The following is a 15,869-nucleotide window of genomic DNA, read 5'->3' on the forward strand; positions in this document are numbered from 1 at the left end:
TAAATTTACCTACCTGCGGCAGCTGAGCCGCATCAGCAATAGAGGCAGGGAAAGGCCGTACGGAGGCTGCACTTTTAAGTGCAGATCAGCTGCAGCCGGCCCTGAATGTGATGATTAAGATTAGACCTAATACCCATATCTTCGGCTTAACAATGAACTCAGGCTGTGACTGCAGCTCATCGTGTGGCTGCTCATCGTCAGCTCCTGCCGCAGGTGAGGAAAGCTACCTTGCTCATGCCACCAGTGCAGGCGAGGCTGGCGCTGCAGCTGCTGGCAGCGCAGCTGGCAAGGGCATTCGTACCATGCCAGGCACAGGCAAGGGCATGGGCGTAATCGGCAAGTCCGAAAACGGCTCCATTCTGCTCAAAAAGCCTGAGATTCTGGCCCCGGCCGGCTCCCTGCAGCACCTTTACATGGCCTGTGACTACGGTGCTGATGCCGTCTACGCCGGTATTCCACGCTGGTCTTTACGTGTACGCGGCAACGGTTTTACCCGTGATGACTTTGAAAAGGGCATCAACTACGCTCACTCCCTGGGCAAGAAGTTCTTTGCCGTTCTCAATGTTATCCCTCATGTGCGCCGCTCCGGCTCCTTTGTACCTGCCCTTGATGAAGTAGCCGCCTTAAAGCCTGATGCCTTCATCATGGCCGATCCAGGTCTTATTGACCAGGCTCTGGAGCGTCACCCTGATATTCCTGTACACCTCAGTGTTCAGGCCAATACAGTTAATCCTGGCACAGTAAGGTTCTGGCAGAAGCTTGGTGTCAAGCGCTGCATTCTGGCCCGTGAACTTTCTCTTACCGAAATTGAAATGATTCGCAATGAGTGCCCTGACATGGAGCTTGAGGTCTTCGTGCACGGCGCTCTGTGTATCGCTGTTTCCGGCCGCTGTCTGATATCCGGCATGCTGGCCCGCCGCGACGCCAATGTTGGCACCTGCAACAATGCCTGCCGCTGGAACTATCGCGTCAAGGATCTCCATCTTGAGGACGCAGCTACTGTTCAGCGCATCACCGGCATGAGAGCACCTGCTGACATCAATCCTCTTGATCTGCGCGACGCTCCAGCTCTGTGCTCCGAGATCGAGGAGACCTCACGCCGCCAGGGCGAATGGATGCCAATGGAAGAGGATGAGCACGGCTCCTACCTCATGAACTCCAAGGATCTCTGTGCTCTGCCAGTCATTAAGCGTCTTATGGAAATCGGCATTGAGAGTCTCAAGATTGAAGGCCGCTCCCGCTCTCCTTTCTACTCAGGTGGCATGTCTCGCGCCTACCGTCTGGCTGTTGACTCCCTGGCTCAGGGCGGTGAGATTCCTCAGGAGTCATGGGATATTGTCAACTCCATCCCGGCCCGTGGCTACACCACTGCCATGCTCGAGCCTGCCAATGCAGCCAACGAGATGCAGGATTATGAGACCAATGCTCCAGCTCCAGGTCAGTGGCAGGTAGTTGGCCAGATTGAGCGCCAGGAAAACGGCCGTATCTACATCAAGGTCAAAAACCGCTTTACCTCCACCTCAGGCCTGATGGTCTACACCCCACAGGGTCCGGTAACCCTGCAGGGCAGCACCATGCTCGACAAGCACGATAAGCCTTGTGAGGTAGCTCCAGGTGACGGCTACTATGTCTCCCTGGCCTGCGATCAGCAGCTTGACCTGCGTACTGCCGTCCTGCTGCGCGACGACCGCGCCTGATAGCAGCGCCGGCCAGCACCACCAGCGCCGGACGCTGCGGCCAAAGGACAGGGCCCGCTCTCATTGACCATGAGGGCGGGCCCTGATGTTTTGTAAAGCACCACTAACTAAAAAGGGCTGAACTGCATAATGCAGATCAGCCCTTTGATTAGGAAAAGACTTAACTGTTACTTTCTGTAAGCGCTCCCCGCCCCGCGCTTTGCCGCAGGATTTGGCTGCAGGCTTTGGCCCTGGCCAGCGCCAGGGCATCAGTGCAGCCCCGAACCGGGGGGCCGTACTGATGCTCAGGCTTATGCTGGCCTGGTCTGACGGAGCCGTGCGCCGACAGCCGGGACAGTGACATCAGGGTGATGTCAGGGGAGCTGTAGTAATTGAGGGGGTCAGAATTAAATTACTTCTTGCCCTGCTTCTGTAAGAAAGCAGTGCCCAGATCAGGGAAGTCGGTGAATACGCCGTCAGCGTCGGCATCGATTAAGATGGCCTTGAAGAGCTGGTCAACGTCAGTGCAGTACTCTGGGAGCTTGTCAGCACGCACTGTGTATGGGTGAACCACCATGCCGTTGGCGTGAGCGTTCTTGACGAAGTCATTTACGACAATGTTGCCCTTACTGGTCTTCTTGAGGTCAAAGAGCATTTCGTAGGTTGGGCCCAGACCGGTAGCGTACTTGGAAACTTCCTTGAAGTTCTTTGGATCGAGCAGGTAGTTGAAGTCAAATACTTCCCACTTGCCGTTCTTGAGCTCGTAGGTCTCCTTCCAGTCGGTGTAGCCAAGGAGCATAACAGTCTTGAGGTCCATGCCCATCTTTGGCATCAGCTCGGTCTTGACGTACTTGAGGTCAGGATAGTCAAAGGTCTGGAAGATTACGTTGGAATCCCTGGAGGTATAGCCATACTTCTTGAGAACCTCAAGGGTAGCCTTGGAAATGTCCTTGCCTTCCTGCTTGTGGAACCATGGAGCCTTGGTCTCAACATACAGACCGATGTCCTTGCCCATGGTCTTGTTCAGGCCCTGAACAAACTCGATTTCCTCTTCCAGGGTGTGGATACGGAAAGTGGACTTGAAGATTGGGAAGCGGTCCTTGTAGCCCTGAACACGCTTGCCGTTTTCAATCTCAAAGCCCTCAGTGAAGTTAAGGGTCCTGATCTCATCAAGAGTAAAGTCGATGACATAGAAGCGGCCATCCTTACGGGCACGCTTAGGGAACTTGTCAGCTACGTCGGTTACACGGTCAAGGTAGTGATCGTGAACAACAACCAGACGATTGTCTTTGGTCATGGCAAGGTCCTGCTCAACATAGGATACGCCCATGTTGTAGGCCAGAGCCTTGGACTCCAGGGTGTGCTCAGGCAGATATGCAGAGGCGCCACGGTGGGCAACAATGATCTTATCCTGAACATTACCTGCATAAGCATTATTAACCATGGCAGAAGAACCCATTACAGTGGCAGCAAGAACTGCTGCAGTTAAGGCACTCTTAATTAAACTCATGACAACAACCTCAAGGTAGGAAGTATTAATTATTGATACCGGCACCAGCACTGACCGCCCTGCCAGACCTGACATACAGCGGCATCAGCAGATGCGTGGTCACTGCAAGGCCTGACATGCAGCCCCATCAGCAGATGCGTGGTCACTGCACGGCAGCTGGACTGGGCCAGATTCCGCTGCATAAAGCTTATCTGTATGTAAGATTAGCCCGTGCAGGTCGGAGTATGATTTGCTGCTGCCACTAAGGGGGCATGATGGCAGCATGCAGTCATACGAGGCACTGCGCCGGTATCGGCAAACAAAGAAACAGTATCGGTCTCCTGAAAGCCATACGCTCTTCGTTCACGCCCACAGTGGAGCGACAGGCAAAAGCACAGGGACAGGCAGGAATACCAGGCAAGACTGATGGAAAAGAAAACAGCAAACATTGGACTTAACAGAAAAGAGCCTGTTAACAGCCCTAAAAGTAGAAGAAAACTACACTGACATACTGCAAAAGCACATAAAAGCTCACAACATCATGGGAGTAACTCCCGGCTTATATATGCAGCTGGCTGATAAAAAGCACCTTGCTTAAAAGCAGCTTATTGCAGGTCAGGAAATTCGCATCCAGCCTTGCTTTAGTGGCCTTAATTTTAGATGTCGATCATGTTAAAAATATAAAATTTTGATAAAAAGTATGTTCTGCATCACATCCTGAGCAAAAACTCTTCCTTAAACTGCCACGACAGCTCTACAGGCTGTATCTTTGTACACTATAAAAACATGATATAAATGCCATTTGCAACTTGTATGACAGACAATATCGAGATTTAACCATTTTGTGATATGTGTACATATTATCCGTGCCTGCGAACATAAAGCACGTGCACATCCTTAAAACCCCAAAACCCCCCGCCCAGCCTCAACTTTTCTCCACTTTTCACCGTCTTTTATCAGGAAAAGCCCTCCTCCCTGCCGTATTTTACCGTGCCCTGCCCACGGCAAATGCACGCTAACTTATCCCGCCGGCACGCCCCATCACCCGTAAAATCCAGGCGCCCTGCCACACCATTGCGCTCGCTTTGGTTAAGAAAAGTCCCTCTCCCATATAAAGGATCATGCACTTGATCATGCCCATGCACTTGCTCAGGCTCATGAACATGACCTTGCCTGCAGGCAATGCCATTGCCATCCAGATGCTCATGCTCATTCTTATGCTCATGCTCTTGCCCATGCCCTGGCTCGCGTTAATGTCCTTTACAGGAGCAATGCCCCGTCTCATTACTACAGCCAATGCCGCTGCCCCATCGTTGACTGGTGCAGCTGGTGCAGCTGCTGCAGATGAGCATGGCGGACGCTACTGCCCTGCATGGCATTGCTCCATGCAGCTGTTCCCTGCCCTGTACTCCTTTTCCAAACGCCATGCGCCGCGCCTGTCACTGAGCTGCGCTCAGCTGCTCAGTGCCGTGCTGAGTGCTGCTTCTTATGGCCACAGCGCTTTGCCTGCAGCCAGGCCGACAGATCCTCATTTCGGTTCCCCTGTTACTAAAATCTGATGGCTGACCACTCAGCTCTTTGAGCACGTCAGTGCCCTGATAACTGCCAGAGCGCGCCAGCGCATTGCCATGCAAAATACTTTACATAATAAAAGGTAGCGCTTTTATGCTATGGTGCATGGACTGTCAGTCGACTGCGAGTGTACGGAAATGAAAGCTCCCTGGGGTAATACGACTGCCTGTCAGTCTGACAGATAATACTCTACATAATTAAAAGCAGCTCATTTATGTCTTGCAGTTTGTTGCCTGATTACAGGCTGGCTGTCTGGATGGTTTTCTTGTGGAATGACGGGACGCAGGTGGGAATGGAAAGATGCAGGCCGGGATGGAAAGCGGCAGGCGGGGTTTTAAAGCATAAGGTGGGGATGCAGTGGCCTTGTGCATCAAAATGCAAAAGGCCATAGAGCGCTGACTCTATGGCCCTGGGCAAATGTGTGAGGGCATGGCATGTGCCTGATGGCACATGCCTGACCTGCATGGGCACGCATGGCACGGGCCATGGCACTGGCACCAGACCCCTGATGTAGCAGTGGCCTGGTGGTGCTGCGTTTATGGTTTTAGGAATTGTCTTTTTCCAGCAGGCGCTGACAGATATCGCGCAGTCTGGACATGCGCTCCATGAAGTCGTGTTCGGCAGCACTGGCCTGGTCCACCTTGCCCCCGTTTTCCTGCATATAGCCGTTTACGCGGTCTATGCAGGCCTGAATGGACTGGCGGTCGCGGGTGGCTCTGACCACCATCTGGACCTCACGCAGCCAGTAACCGGCCTTGTCCTCATAACTGTCGCACTGCTTGCGCAAGTCGCTAATAAGCGCATAAATGGCATGCTGCTGCATGCGCACACTGCTGCCGCCAGACTTTGGAAGCTTGCGTATCAGACTGTTGAGCTCGGTCATCATGCGATCGCTCTGTGCGGAGTAATCAGACGACGCTTTGGTAAGCAGCTCGCGGTTGACCGGGATAATCTGCAGAAAATCCCTGTCATTGAGCTCAAGACGGCGCTCAAGCTCCTCAATCATGGTCATAAGGCGATTATTGAGGGCAATATTGTCCTTAATCTGGGCATTAAGCAGCTCACAGGACTCGCGGAAAATCTCTTCCACCGGGGTGCTGCTGTTTTTGTGAGCATCAAAAATGGAGCTCTTGCCTCCAATAATGCTGTCCTTTCTGCAAACCATGATTTCTCCTGGCTGATAGTTATCTTGTCTTGAACGCAGCGCCATGGCGCGCCTGCCGTGGCAGCCATGCCGCCATGAGCACCAGACGGGCAGCCATGCCGCCATGAGCACTGGCCAGTGCGGCCCTGCCGTCGTGGGCGCCGGCCATGGCAGCTGTGCGCCCTGTGGTGTACAGCTGTCAGGCTGGTGCCGGGCGATCCTTAGGGCGATTAGCGCTTCTTGCGCTTTGTGTTTCTGGAGGAGCGTGAGCCGTTTTTAGGCTGAGCGCGCACACCTGTTACTTTGACTACGCCAGGAGTGGCAGTACCTTTGGCAGCACTGGCTGCTGCGGCAGCCTGAGCTTCGCGGGCGGCCTTGAGGCTGTCACGGCGCTTTTCCATGTAAACATGGTTGTGGTAATAAGAGCCATCAAAAGGATGCTTGCCCTCAGTACCCTGTTTGAGCAGAGGCTCAATCAGATTATAGAGGCGATCTACTGAAGCCTCGATGCCGGTCAGGGCAGCAGCCTCAGCGCAGGCAGCGGTGTAGTCTTCAGTAAGGAGCTTTTCCAGGGCCTCAACATAAGGAGCGATTTCCTCATCTGTTGGCAGGCAGCACTGATCTTCCATGGAAGATGCTGGAGGTGGCAGGCAGATACCGCCACGGCCATCGCCCATGGCCTCATAAAGACCGCCATTATTGGTAGCCAGTACCGGAATGGAATTGAGATTGGCCTCGGTAACCACACGGCCCCAGCTCTCATGCCACAGTGATGGAGCAACCAGCACACGGGTCAGAGCATAAACAGCTGAGATATTGGAGGTATGCTCAGCCACGTCAATCATGCTCACAGGATTAACACCATCAGGTCCTACCAGAGGCTTGCCGTCCGGCCAGTGCAGGGAGCACAGAATCTGCTCGTAATTGCCACGGCTCTTAACAATAAGGAACTTCTGATCAGGATGCTTTTTATTCCATGTCAGGGCCAGCTTGATAAAGACGGCAATACCCTTGGCATGGGACGGATTGATCATGGTTATGTACTTTGGGTCACGGCTTTCAGGGCTGGCTACCACCTGCCGGGGCTCGATGAAGTTACCTACATGAGCCACATCCATGTCAGTCTCAACACGGTAGAAATCTGAAGTTGCCTTGGAGGTGGTAAAGACAATGTCACAGTCATTAAAGCCAAAGCTGGTGTGAGAGCCATTGCACAGGGCATAAACCACAGGTATACCACGGGCACGGGCCTCAGAGCGCATGACTGAGGAGAAAATATCGGCACTGTAGGTCATGACCAGATCAGGCTCATACTGCTCGAGCATCTGAGCATAGAGCAAAAAGAGCTCAGTCTGATCCTGGGCACGCAGCTGGTCAACATCATAGTGCGGAGTATTGTGGATAAAGTACTCAATACCATCGAGATTGAACTGGTAGAAACACTTGTTACCGTTGATGGCTACAGCAGGCTCCAGCTGACGGCGAATGGTGTTGATATTGGCCATACCCTGCTCATCATCGGCATTGGCAGCATTAAGAACCATAACGTCAATGCCGCGCTGATGCAGCTTTTCCAGCATGAGCTTGCAACGAATGGCGGCACCTGAGCTGGTGTCCAGCAGTGACGGAATGGAATACCACAGAATCTTGTAAGCCATCTTTTCAATCCTTATTTGTGTGTCTGCCCGATATTCTATCAGTTTAAGGCTGCATATGTGCCGTACCGCGCTGCGGCCTGGCGCCCGGATAACTGCCCCGCTGCACTGCGTACAGCTGACAGCGTTACCGCGCGGCGTACATCTGGACGCGCAGCTGCGGCATACATCTGGCTGCGCTGCCGCGCAGCGTATGCATGAGGGCCTGCACGATGCACAGCAGGCAGTGCTGCGGCACTGCCTACAGCTGGCAGTACTGCAGGCTCTTTATCAGCTGCCCTGGGCTCAGCCCCAGATTAGTCTCAGATCAGTCTCTGATCAGTCTCTGATCTGCATCTGACCGGTCCCTGATCGGGGCCTGCGGCTCTGCGCTTGATCAGCTCGTGCTGACACCGCTTTTTATCAGCTTTTGCGGGCAGTGCTCTTGCGCTGGCCATGGCGTGAGCCTTTGCCTGTGCTCTTATTGCCGGCCTTGCTGTTGCGTGTGCCGCTGCCTTTGGCCGCACCGGCAGCCGGGGCAGCTGCAGTGGTGCTCACAGTATTGTCATTTTCCTGCTTTGCACCTGTTACTACTGTGCCTGAGGTCTCTACTGAAGCTCCTGCAGCAGCGGCAGCGGCATCAGCCTGGCCCAGAGCGCAGCTGTTATCGCCAGTGGCGGCAGCCGCTGATGGCGCTGAGGAGGCAGCCGCTGAGGCGGCCGGTGCGGCATCATGGGCTGGCTGCTGCGGCTGGGTGCTGACGCCATTTTCGCGATCGCGCTTTTCCTTCATGTAGCTGTCAGACAGGAAGAAGGAATTGGTATATGGGGTACGGGTCTGACGTGAGCGCTCCATCAGCGGCACGATAATGTCGATAAGGCGCTGAAGATTGCGCTCAGGGGCGTTAACTGCAGCTGCTGCGCGTACACGCTCGGACCAGTCCTGGGTCATGAGGTTTTCAAGAGCCTCAAGGTAAGGAGCAATTTCCTCATCTGATGGTACGCACAGATTGTCGTCGTAGGTATTACGCGGTATATCAAGAACAATACCGCCAATGTTGGACTCATCAATGTTCCAGCTGCCATCCTCACCTGTGCTTACCCTGGCCCCCATGGCCTCAGGCAGGCCGCCAAAGCGGGTGCCCAGCACAGGAATGCCGCTCATAATGGCCTCAGTGGCCACCATGCCCCAGGCCTCATAGCAAAGAGAAGGGCAGACCATGACACGGGTAATCTGATAAACAGCCCTGATATTACTGGTGTGCTCGGCCAGATCCACATGAGAGAGTATGTCATTGGCCTCAGGGGTGCTCAGGAAAGAGGTACCGTCCTTGTAATGCAGGGAGCGTACTGTGTTTTCATAATCACCACGGCTGCGCACAATGAGGAAGCGCTGGTCAGAATGCGGATATTTCTTCCTGAAAGCCCTGATAAGTCCGATAAAGAGCGCAATACCTTTGTAAGGGGTAGGATTTACCATGGTGATATAGCGCGGATCGCGTGGGGCATCAGGAGGCAGGACCTTATCCTGATTGATAACAATGCCAAAAGGCTGCACTTTGACATGACGGTCATTACGACGGTTGTAATAAGAGCAGGCCGCAACGGAATTGGTTACTACGGCATCGCAGTCAGGGAAGGAGAAATTGTCATGAGAGGCATTGCACACGGCATAGACTGTGGAAATACCACGGGCTTTGGCCTCACGGCGCAGACTGAGGGAGAAGAGATCAGGACAGAAGCCCATGACCAGATCAGGCTTGAAGTCCTCGATAATCTTGACAAAGATAGACCATACCAGGGTCTGCTCCTTGGCCACTATCTCATTGAGGCGGCTGGAGCCTGTTTTGACCACTACATACTCAAGGCCGTTAAGACTGAAGCGGTAAAAGCCCTGATCATTGTCAGGCAGCTCGGCCACCATGGAATTGAATTCCTTCATGCCACTGTCATCATCGGCAATGGTGGCATTAAGCACCATTACTCCAACTCCACGGGCACGCAGTGACTCGAGAATATACTTGTTGCTGATGGCAGCACCATTGGAGGTGTCAATCAGACAAGGCAGGGAATACCACAGAATCTTGAAAGGCTTCTCTAACATAATCTTTCCTGAGTAATACAAGGTCCAGCCCGGCTGTGGCAGTGACAGCCCGGTGCGGCACTGAGTCAGTCTGGTGCCTGGACGGTCTGAGGCAGCGCATGTATGCAGCCAGGTCAGCTGCAGCATGCCGCTGCGGGCACTTGGGCAGCTGCCTCTCAGGCATGCGGGCGCATGCCTGAGAGGTAGCTGAGACATGCACGGCTGCTGCTTTGTACGCCTGAACTGGTGCCCGGGTGCGGCCTGATGTTGTGGCCGGGGCCGCAGGAGATACAGATTTATATGCGCTGCAGCTGCCTGTCTGTGGGCCCGCCAGCTGTTGAGTAAGTGGATAACAGATACGACAATGCCGCAGCGGCCCCTGCCCGGAGTCGCTGCGGCATTGGCAGATCATCATCTGCGCCTGGCCCTGAGGCCCGGCTGCAGACAGTGACCGCTGCCCATGTTCTGGGCCTGCGGTCTGACAGAGCCAGATCAGGCAGAGGCGGCAGTTTGCCGCCTATGCCTCACCGACACTGACTATGACTGCGGGGTCCTGCAGACCGCCCCAGTCACAGGATCCGGTATTACCAGTCCTGACTGTCAGATCTCCAGATCATCAGGGAAGTTGGCGTTGTGGAACACTTCCTGAACGTCGTCGAGATCCTCAAGGTAGTCGATCATGCGGATAAACTTCTCAGCAGTCTCGGCATCAAGAGCGGTCTCGGTGGAGGCGGTCATGGTTACCTGAGCATTGGAAGGGCTGATGTTCTGAGCGGCAAAGGCGTCTACAACAGGCGCAAAGGTCTCAGGAGTGGTGTAAACGTCGATAGAGCCGTCGTCGTTGACAATAATGTCCTCAGCACCGGCCTCAAGACCGATGTTCATGGCGGTCTCTTCGTCTACTGGCATGTTACCGGCCTCATCAGGCAGGAAGTTGATAATACCCTTTCTGGTGAACAGATAGTTAACGGAACCGGAAGTACCCAGGTTGCCGCCAAACTTGGTAAAGCCGTGACGCACGTCAGAGGCGGTACGGTTACGGTTATCGGTCATGCACTCAACCATAACGGCAACGCCGCCTACGCCATAGCCCTCATAGGTAATGGACTCGAGATCAGAGCCCTCACCGCCACCAACACCACGCTCAATGGCGCGCTTGATGGTGTCACGGGTCATGTTCTGAGCCAGAGCGGAAATCACAGCTGAACGCAGACGTGGATTGGCAGCCTCATCACCGCCGCCCAGACGGGCAGCAGAGGTGATTTCACGGATCAGCTTGGTAAAGATCTTACCGCGCTTGGCATCCTGTGCAGCTTTACGGAAGCGGATATTGGCCCATTTGGAGTGACCTGCCATGATTATCTCCTAATTATTTCTCAATGTCGGTTACAGCAATTGCCAGCTCATTTAAAGCTGCTGGTGAGGCCAGATTTGGGGCCTCAGTCATTAAACAGGAAGCAGCCGTGGTCTTAGGGAAGGCAATGACGTCACGGATGTTCTCAGTGTGGGTAAGCAGCATGGTCAGACGGTCAAGACCGAAGGCCAGACCGGCATGTGGAGGGGCGCCAAAGGAAAGAGCGTCGAGCAGGAAGCCAAACTTCTCACGGGCCTCTTCCTCACTGATACCCAGAACGGTAAATACAGCCTTCTGCATGTCATCGTTGTGGATACGTACAGAGCCGCCGCCTACTTCGTAGCCGTTGATTACCATGTCATAGGCATCAGCATAGACGCTCATAGGATCGGCAATCAGCTGCTCAGGGGTAACACCGGCCGGAGCGGTGAATGGATGGTGCATGGCGGTCAGACCGGCTTCCTCAGTCATCTCAAACATTGGGAAGTTGACTACCCACAGAGCCTTGAAGCCAGGGTTGATGAGGTTGTGGTCACGGGCAGTCTGGCAGCGCAGGGCACCCATGAAAGTCTGGCACTTGACGCGCTTGCCGCAGCCGATGAAGACGATATCGCCATCACGGCCCTGACAGGCGTTGACCATGGCAACAAGATGCTCAGGACTTACATGTTTGGCTACAGAAGACTGCAGCCCCTCAGCACCTTTGGCCAGCTCATTGACCTTGATATACATAAGGCCGCTGGCGCCGAGCTTCTTGACGTAATCGGTATAGCCGTCGATATTCTTGCGGCTTAAGGCAGCACCGCCTGGCAGAGCAAAGGCAACTACAGCGCTCTCAGCGTCATTGGCAGCCTCGGACAGTACCTTGAACTCGCTGTCCTTAACAATCTCATCAAGGCCGTGCAGCTCAAAATCAATACGCAGATCAGGCTTGTCAGAACCAAAGCGCTCCATGGCCTCAGACCAGGAAAGCACAGGGAATTTGCCCAGATCAACATTCTCTTCACGCTTGAACAGACCGACCATCATCTGCTCCATGACATCACGTACATCCTGGGATGACATGAAGGAGGTCTCGATATCGATCTGGGTGAACTCAGGCTGACGGTCAGCACGCAGGTCTTCGTCACGGAAGCACTTGGTGATCTGATAGTAACGGTCAAAGCCGGCTACCATCAGCAGCTGCTTGAACAGCTGTGGTGACTGAGGCAGAGCGTAGAACTTGCCGTGGTGAATACGGGATGGGACCAGATAGTCACGGGCACCTTCAGGGGTTGCCTTGGTGAGCATAGGGGTCTCTACATCGATAAAGCCGTTGTCATCAAGGAAGGAGCGGACAAAGCGGGTGATGGAGTGACGCTTTGTGAAACTGGCCACCATTTCAGGACGGCGCAGATCGAGATAACGGTAGCGCAGACGCTGCTCTTCAGTGTTGTCCTGATTAAAGTCCAGAGGCAGAACGGCAGCACGGTTGAGGATCTCAAGACCTGAGGCATAAACCTCGATGGCACCGCTCTTCATGCCGGAGTTGACCTGGGACTCAGGACGGGCACGTACGGTACCGGTAACCTTGATGCAGAACTCGTTGCGTAAGGTGGCAGCCAGCTCATGAACATCCTTGACATCAGGCTCGAAAACCACCTGAACAAGTCCGGTTCTGTCGCGCAGGTCGATGAAGATAAGACCGCCTAAATCGCGGCGCTTGTTGACCCAGCCGCACAGGGTTACAGTCTGACCGGCTTCGTTCAGACCAACCTGATCACAGTAATGTGAACGCATTGACATATGAAATTGCCTATGAAATTAATCAAAAATCCGTACCCGGAGCTCACAGCCTACAGTGCTCTGTTACTGACAGCTCACAGTGACCTTTACTGATTGCCCGCTGCGGCAGGACAGCCAGGGCAGCCACCGCCTGCCGGGGCGGCAGAGCAGCTCTCGTTCTTAAAAGGTGATTTGGAACTGCCAAAAACACCAACACCCTTCAGATCGCAATTGGAGGCGCTGATAAGCTTGACCAGGGTCTCCTGCTCACAGGCAGGGCAGTGAGTAAGGGCTGGAGCGCTCATGGACTGCAGTTTTGTCAGGGTATGACCGCAGCCTGAGCAGCGATACTCATAAAATGGCATCGAAAAACCTTGCAAATTAAGCCCCCGGGCACCAGGCCTCAAGGAGCATGACAACTTAAATGACTGCATCAGGCGGCCTGCAGCCCGTGAAAAATCATCAGGGCCGTAAGGGCGGCACGGCAGTCGGCCCCGGTCAGTAACAGCTGACCGTCAGGCTTTGCTAAGCCCACAATTATAGCTTTTTTAGCCTGGACTGACTACAGACAATCAAAGCCCTGCCCAAAATGCCCCCGCGCTGCCCGCCATGAATGCAATGACTGCAGCCATTACTGCAATGGCGCATCCTTGGCCCACAGCTATGGTGCAGCCATGGCCCACAGCCATGGCTCAGTCAGCCCACATCCGCGCTTCCACGCACCTGCAGCCAGACTTCAGGCTACATGACCCGGCGGCGGCGGCCATGAGCCATGAGGCCATGGCAAAAGCCGGTTCTGCCGGTGCCCTGCACAGGCCAGGATGACGGATCTCGTCGGGTCTGGTCAGATTTTTCCCATTAAAAAAGCCGGGTGAGGAGCCCGGCTTTGATATATCGAAGTATTCTTTGGGATAGCTTTATGAGATGGGGATGGTCTGACCTGCTGGCACACTAAACTCTCAAACCTGTGTACCATGAGGTCTTATCCCCAAAACCGTGGCCTTAACGGACGTTGAGAATGGCGTCCATTACTGTGCTGTTGGTCTGCAGAGACTGAGCATTGGCCTGATAGTTACGCTGTGCGGTAATCAGCTCAACAAGTTCGGCAGTCAGGTCCACATTGGACAGCTCCAGGTTGGAGCCCTTAATGGAACCGGCTGAACCGCTGTTAGCTTCCATGGCCTGAGCCTCGCCTGAGCTGTTGGACTGCTTCCACTGGGTGTCACCAATCTTTGTGAGGCCCTGAGCATTGGCGAAGTCTGCCAGAGCTACCTTACCAATGGCCTCACGCTGGCCGTTGGAGTACTCACACTGGATAATTCCGTTCTCATCTACGGACATGCCGGTGAGAATACCGGTGGAGTAACCGTCATTGGTAGGAGCTTCAGTTACCTGGAAATTGGTAGAACCGTACTGGGTAGCGCTGAACTTGATGTTGATAATCTGCTGCGGATCAGTACCCTGACCAAGAGCGCCATGCAGGGAGCCGTTACCGGTGTAGTGTGGCTTCTTACCGTTATCTTCTTCAAAAGTCAGATCTTTGTAGTTTGTTACAGTACCAGGGCTGTTTGCATCACCAGGCTTACCGAAGATCTGTTCACGCAGGCTATTGGTAAGACCACCAGCAGCATCAGGGTTTACCAGATCAATCTTGCCTGGCACCATGCCCTTCATTTCGCCATTTGGCTCAAAAGTAATCTGGAAACCAAAGAAGTTGGAACCGGCTACAGATGAAGTGCTGGAACCTGGAACAGTAATAGCTACAGGATTTTCATTGCCCTGCTTGGCCACGTCAACAGGTTTGCCGTCTACATATGGGATAACAGTCCAGACGGTATTGTTCTTACCATCAGTTGCATTCTCAGGACCCATCTTAATCATGTAGTAGGTAACAGTATGGGCAGTACCCAGAGAGTCATGAATGGTCTGAGAGGTAGATGCGTGGTAAGTCTTGGAATCTTTTGGATCGAAATTGGTAATGTACTGTTTGAAAGTATCTGGGCCAGCCTGCTGAGCAATAGAACCATCCTTGTTACGAAGGATACCGTACTGCAGCTTGTCAGCAGTAAGATCAGCAGCATTATTAACCTTGCCCCAAGGGTCGGCCTTGAGGTCTTCAAACTTTACAGGCTCTTTGTCGGCTGGCAGGTTTACACCAAGGCCGATGGAGCTGGACTGGTTTGGAGCACCAGTGTCAGATGGCAGCTTGATGTTGTGAGCGCTGTTTAAATCCAGAGATGAGGAAGTGCCGTCAGCGTTGACGTCCCAGCCCTGCAGATAGTCACCGGTAGCGGTTACGATATAGCCATCCTTGTCGGTCTGGAAAGCACCGTTACGGGTGAAAGTGAAACCGTCACTGCCCGGAGCGGACAGTACGAAGAAACCGTTGCCCTGAATGGCCATATCAAGAGGGTTACCGGTGTCGCCGGAGAGATTACCCTGTACGAACTGCTGGGCTACAGTTGTATTGACCACACCCATGCCTGAGGCAGTTTTGCCATTACTGAAAATGCTGTTGGCATAAACATCAGCAAACTCAGCACGGGATTTTTTAAAGCCAAAAGAATTCGAGTTAGCGATGTTATTGGAAGTAACATCGATATGCTTCTGAGAATTCTTAATGCCACTGACAGAAATACCAAACATGAGTTCTACCCCACTAGTCGAAGAATAAAAAGACCTGAAACAACAGGCGGTTTTTCTCTCCAGAGCCATCCTGTCTAAGCTCACATGAGCAACGCCTGTGCCAGTTGCTACGCCCTTTCTTTTTAACTCTGTCCACTGTCAGATTAAGATTGTGTTATATATGCCCGTCAAATAGAAAATCTTCATATCTATAGCAAAGACCGTTTCTGTATCAAGATTTTTCAATAAAAGCTTTTCTGATCGTTTTATGAAGCTTTTTTCTCCCTGGCCGCACTCAAATCCCCCTGTTTTGCTCATTCAAAGGACTTTTTGCACCATAAGGCGGCAAAAATGCGGCTAAAGCTTGCCGCAATACCGTTTCATACATCCCGGCGCTGTGCCCCTGCTTTGTTCCGGACAGTTCATAAAAGCCATTAATATCACAATAATGAATGTACGCTTGATACATTGCCGCCCGCGGCATATACCGTGCGGCTGCACGCCAGCCCGCCCGGCATCTGACCTGCCA

12 protein-coding genes are annotated in these 15,869 nt (G+C 53.4%); 2 read left to right on the forward strand and 10 right to left on the reverse strand.

Features of this window, described 5'->3' with window-relative positions:
* Positions 1-110: 110 nt before the first annotated feature.
* Positions 111-1,697, forward strand: a complete 1,587-nt coding sequence (locus MXE39_RS03020; protein ID WP_246978298.1) for a U32 family peptidase C-terminal domain-containing protein — start codon at positions 111-113, stop codon at positions 1,695-1,697.
* Positions 1,698-2,088: 391 nt separating this feature from the next.
* Here MXE39_RS03020 and glpQ read toward each other — a convergent pair whose 3' ends face one another.
* Together glpQ and MXE39_RS03030 are read right to left on the reverse strand one after the other, a co-directional pair.
* Complete coding sequence (gene glpQ / locus MXE39_RS03025) at positions 2,089-3,186, reverse strand: glycerophosphodiester phosphodiesterase (RefSeq protein ID WP_246978297.1); 1,098 nt, start codon at positions 3,184-3,186, stop codon at positions 2,089-2,091.
* A gap of 994 nt (positions 3,187-4,180) precedes the next feature.
* Positions 4,181-4,402, reverse strand: coding sequence for a hypothetical protein (locus MXE39_RS03030; protein WP_247073767.1), 222 nt, complete (start codon positions 4,400-4,402; stop codon positions 4,181-4,183).
* A gap of 34 nt (positions 4,403-4,436) precedes the next feature.
* Between MXE39_RS03030 and MXE39_RS03035 the strand changes: the two genes are divergently transcribed.
* Positions 4,437-4,724 (forward strand): hypothetical protein, encoded by a 288-nt coding sequence (locus MXE39_RS03035; protein ID WP_246978295.1) that lies wholly within the window; start codon positions 4,437-4,439, stop codon positions 4,722-4,724.
* Positions 4,725-5,281: 557 nt separating this feature from the next.
* Here the strand turns inward: MXE39_RS03035 and MXE39_RS03040 are convergent.
* From MXE39_RS03040 to MXE39_RS03075, 8 genes are all read right to left on the reverse strand, one after another.
* Positions 5,282-5,902: a hypothetical protein gene (locus MXE39_RS03040; RefSeq protein WP_246978294.1), complete on the reverse strand. Its 621-nt coding sequence runs from the start codon at positions 5,900-5,902 to the stop codon at positions 5,282-5,284.
* Between the two features lie 209 nt (positions 5,903-6,111).
* On the reverse strand, positions 6,112-7,539 hold the full coding sequence (locus MXE39_RS03045) for a glycosyltransferase family 4 protein (protein WP_246978293.1): 1,428 nt from the start codon (positions 7,537-7,539) through the stop codon (positions 6,112-6,114).
* Positions 7,540-7,938: 399 nt separating this feature from the next.
* The gene (locus MXE39_RS03050; protein ID WP_246978292.1) at positions 7,939-9,618 is read right to left on the reverse strand and encodes a glycosyltransferase; all 1,680 of its coding nucleotides are present in this window, start codon (positions 9,616-9,618) and stop codon (positions 7,939-7,941) included.
* A 579-nt stretch (positions 9,619-10,197) separates the two neighbouring features.
* Entirely contained in the window at positions 10,198-10,953 is a 756-nt protein-coding gene (locus tag MXE39_RS03055) for a YebC/PmpR family DNA-binding transcriptional regulator (RefSeq protein WP_246978291.1), read from the reverse strand.
* A gap of 13 nt (positions 10,954-10,966) precedes the next feature.
* Positions 10,967-12,730, reverse strand: a complete 1,764-nt coding sequence (aspS, locus tag MXE39_RS03060; RefSeq protein WP_246978302.1) for an aspartate--tRNA ligase — start codon at positions 12,728-12,730, stop codon at positions 10,967-10,969.
* A 92-nt stretch (positions 12,731-12,822) separates the two neighbouring features.
* Positions 12,823-13,080, reverse strand: a complete 258-nt coding sequence (locus tag MXE39_RS03065; RefSeq protein WP_246978290.1) for a zinc ribbon domain-containing protein — start codon at positions 13,078-13,080, stop codon at positions 12,823-12,825.
* A gap of 637 nt (positions 13,081-13,717) precedes the next feature.
* Positions 13,718-15,361 (reverse strand): flagellar hook protein FlgE, encoded by a 1,644-nt coding sequence (locus tag MXE39_RS03070; RefSeq protein WP_247073769.1) that lies wholly within the window; start codon positions 15,359-15,361, stop codon positions 13,718-13,720.
* 274 nt (positions 15,362-15,635) lie between these two features.
* Complete coding sequence (locus MXE39_RS03075) at positions 15,636-15,809, reverse strand: hypothetical protein (RefSeq protein ID WP_247073771.1); 174 nt, start codon at positions 15,807-15,809, stop codon at positions 15,636-15,638.
* Positions 15,810-15,869 lie beyond the last annotated feature (60 nt).

The sequence above is a fragment of the Anaerobiospirillum sp. NML120511 genome (genome assembly GCF_023050955.1).
GTDB lineage: Bacteria > Pseudomonadota > Gammaproteobacteria > Enterobacterales > Succinivibrionaceae > Anaerobiospirillum.

Excerpts from the sequence above, each read along its gene's own strand:
- MXE39_RS03020 (WP_246978298.1), top strand. The coding sequence starts at position 111 with ATGATTAAGATTAGACCTAATACCCATATCTTCGGCTTAACAATGAAC.
- glpQ (WP_246978297.1), bottom strand. The coding sequence starts at position 3,186 with ATGAGTTTAATTAAGAGTGCCTTAACTGCAGCAGTTCTTGCTGCCACT.
- MXE39_RS03030 (WP_247073767.1), bottom strand. The coding sequence starts at position 4,402 with ATGGGCAAGAGCATGAGCATAAGAATGAGCATGAGCATCTGGATGGCA.
- MXE39_RS03035 (WP_246978295.1), top strand. The coding sequence starts at position 4,437 with ATGCCCCGTCTCATTACTACAGCCAATGCCGCTGCCCCATCGTTGACT.
- MXE39_RS03040 (WP_246978294.1), bottom strand. The coding sequence starts at position 5,902 with ATGGTTTGCAGAAAGGACAGCATTATTGGAGGCAAGAGCTCCATTTTT.
- MXE39_RS03045 (WP_246978293.1), bottom strand. The coding sequence starts at position 7,539 with ATGGCTTACAAGATTCTGTGGTATTCCATTCCGTCACTGCTGGACACC.
- MXE39_RS03050 (WP_246978292.1), bottom strand. The coding sequence starts at position 9,618 with ATGTTAGAGAAGCCTTTCAAGATTCTGTGGTATTCCCTGCCTTGTCTG.
- MXE39_RS03055 (WP_246978291.1), bottom strand. The coding sequence starts at position 10,953 with ATGGCAGGTCACTCCAAATGGGCCAATATCCGCTTCCGTAAAGCTGCA.
- aspS (WP_246978302.1), bottom strand. The coding sequence starts at position 12,730 with ATGCGTTCACATTACTGTGATCAGGTTGGTCTGAACGAAGCCGGTCAG.
- MXE39_RS03065 (WP_246978290.1), bottom strand. The coding sequence starts at position 13,080 with ATGCCATTTTATGAGTATCGCTGCTCAGGCTGCGGTCATACCCTGACA.
- MXE39_RS03070 (WP_247073769.1), bottom strand. The coding sequence starts at position 15,361 with ATGTTTGGTATTTCTGTCAGTGGCATTAAGAATTCTCAGAAGCATATC.
- MXE39_RS03075 (WP_247073771.1), bottom strand. The coding sequence starts at position 15,809 with ATGTATCAAGCGTACATTCATTATTGTGATATTAATGGCTTTTATGAA.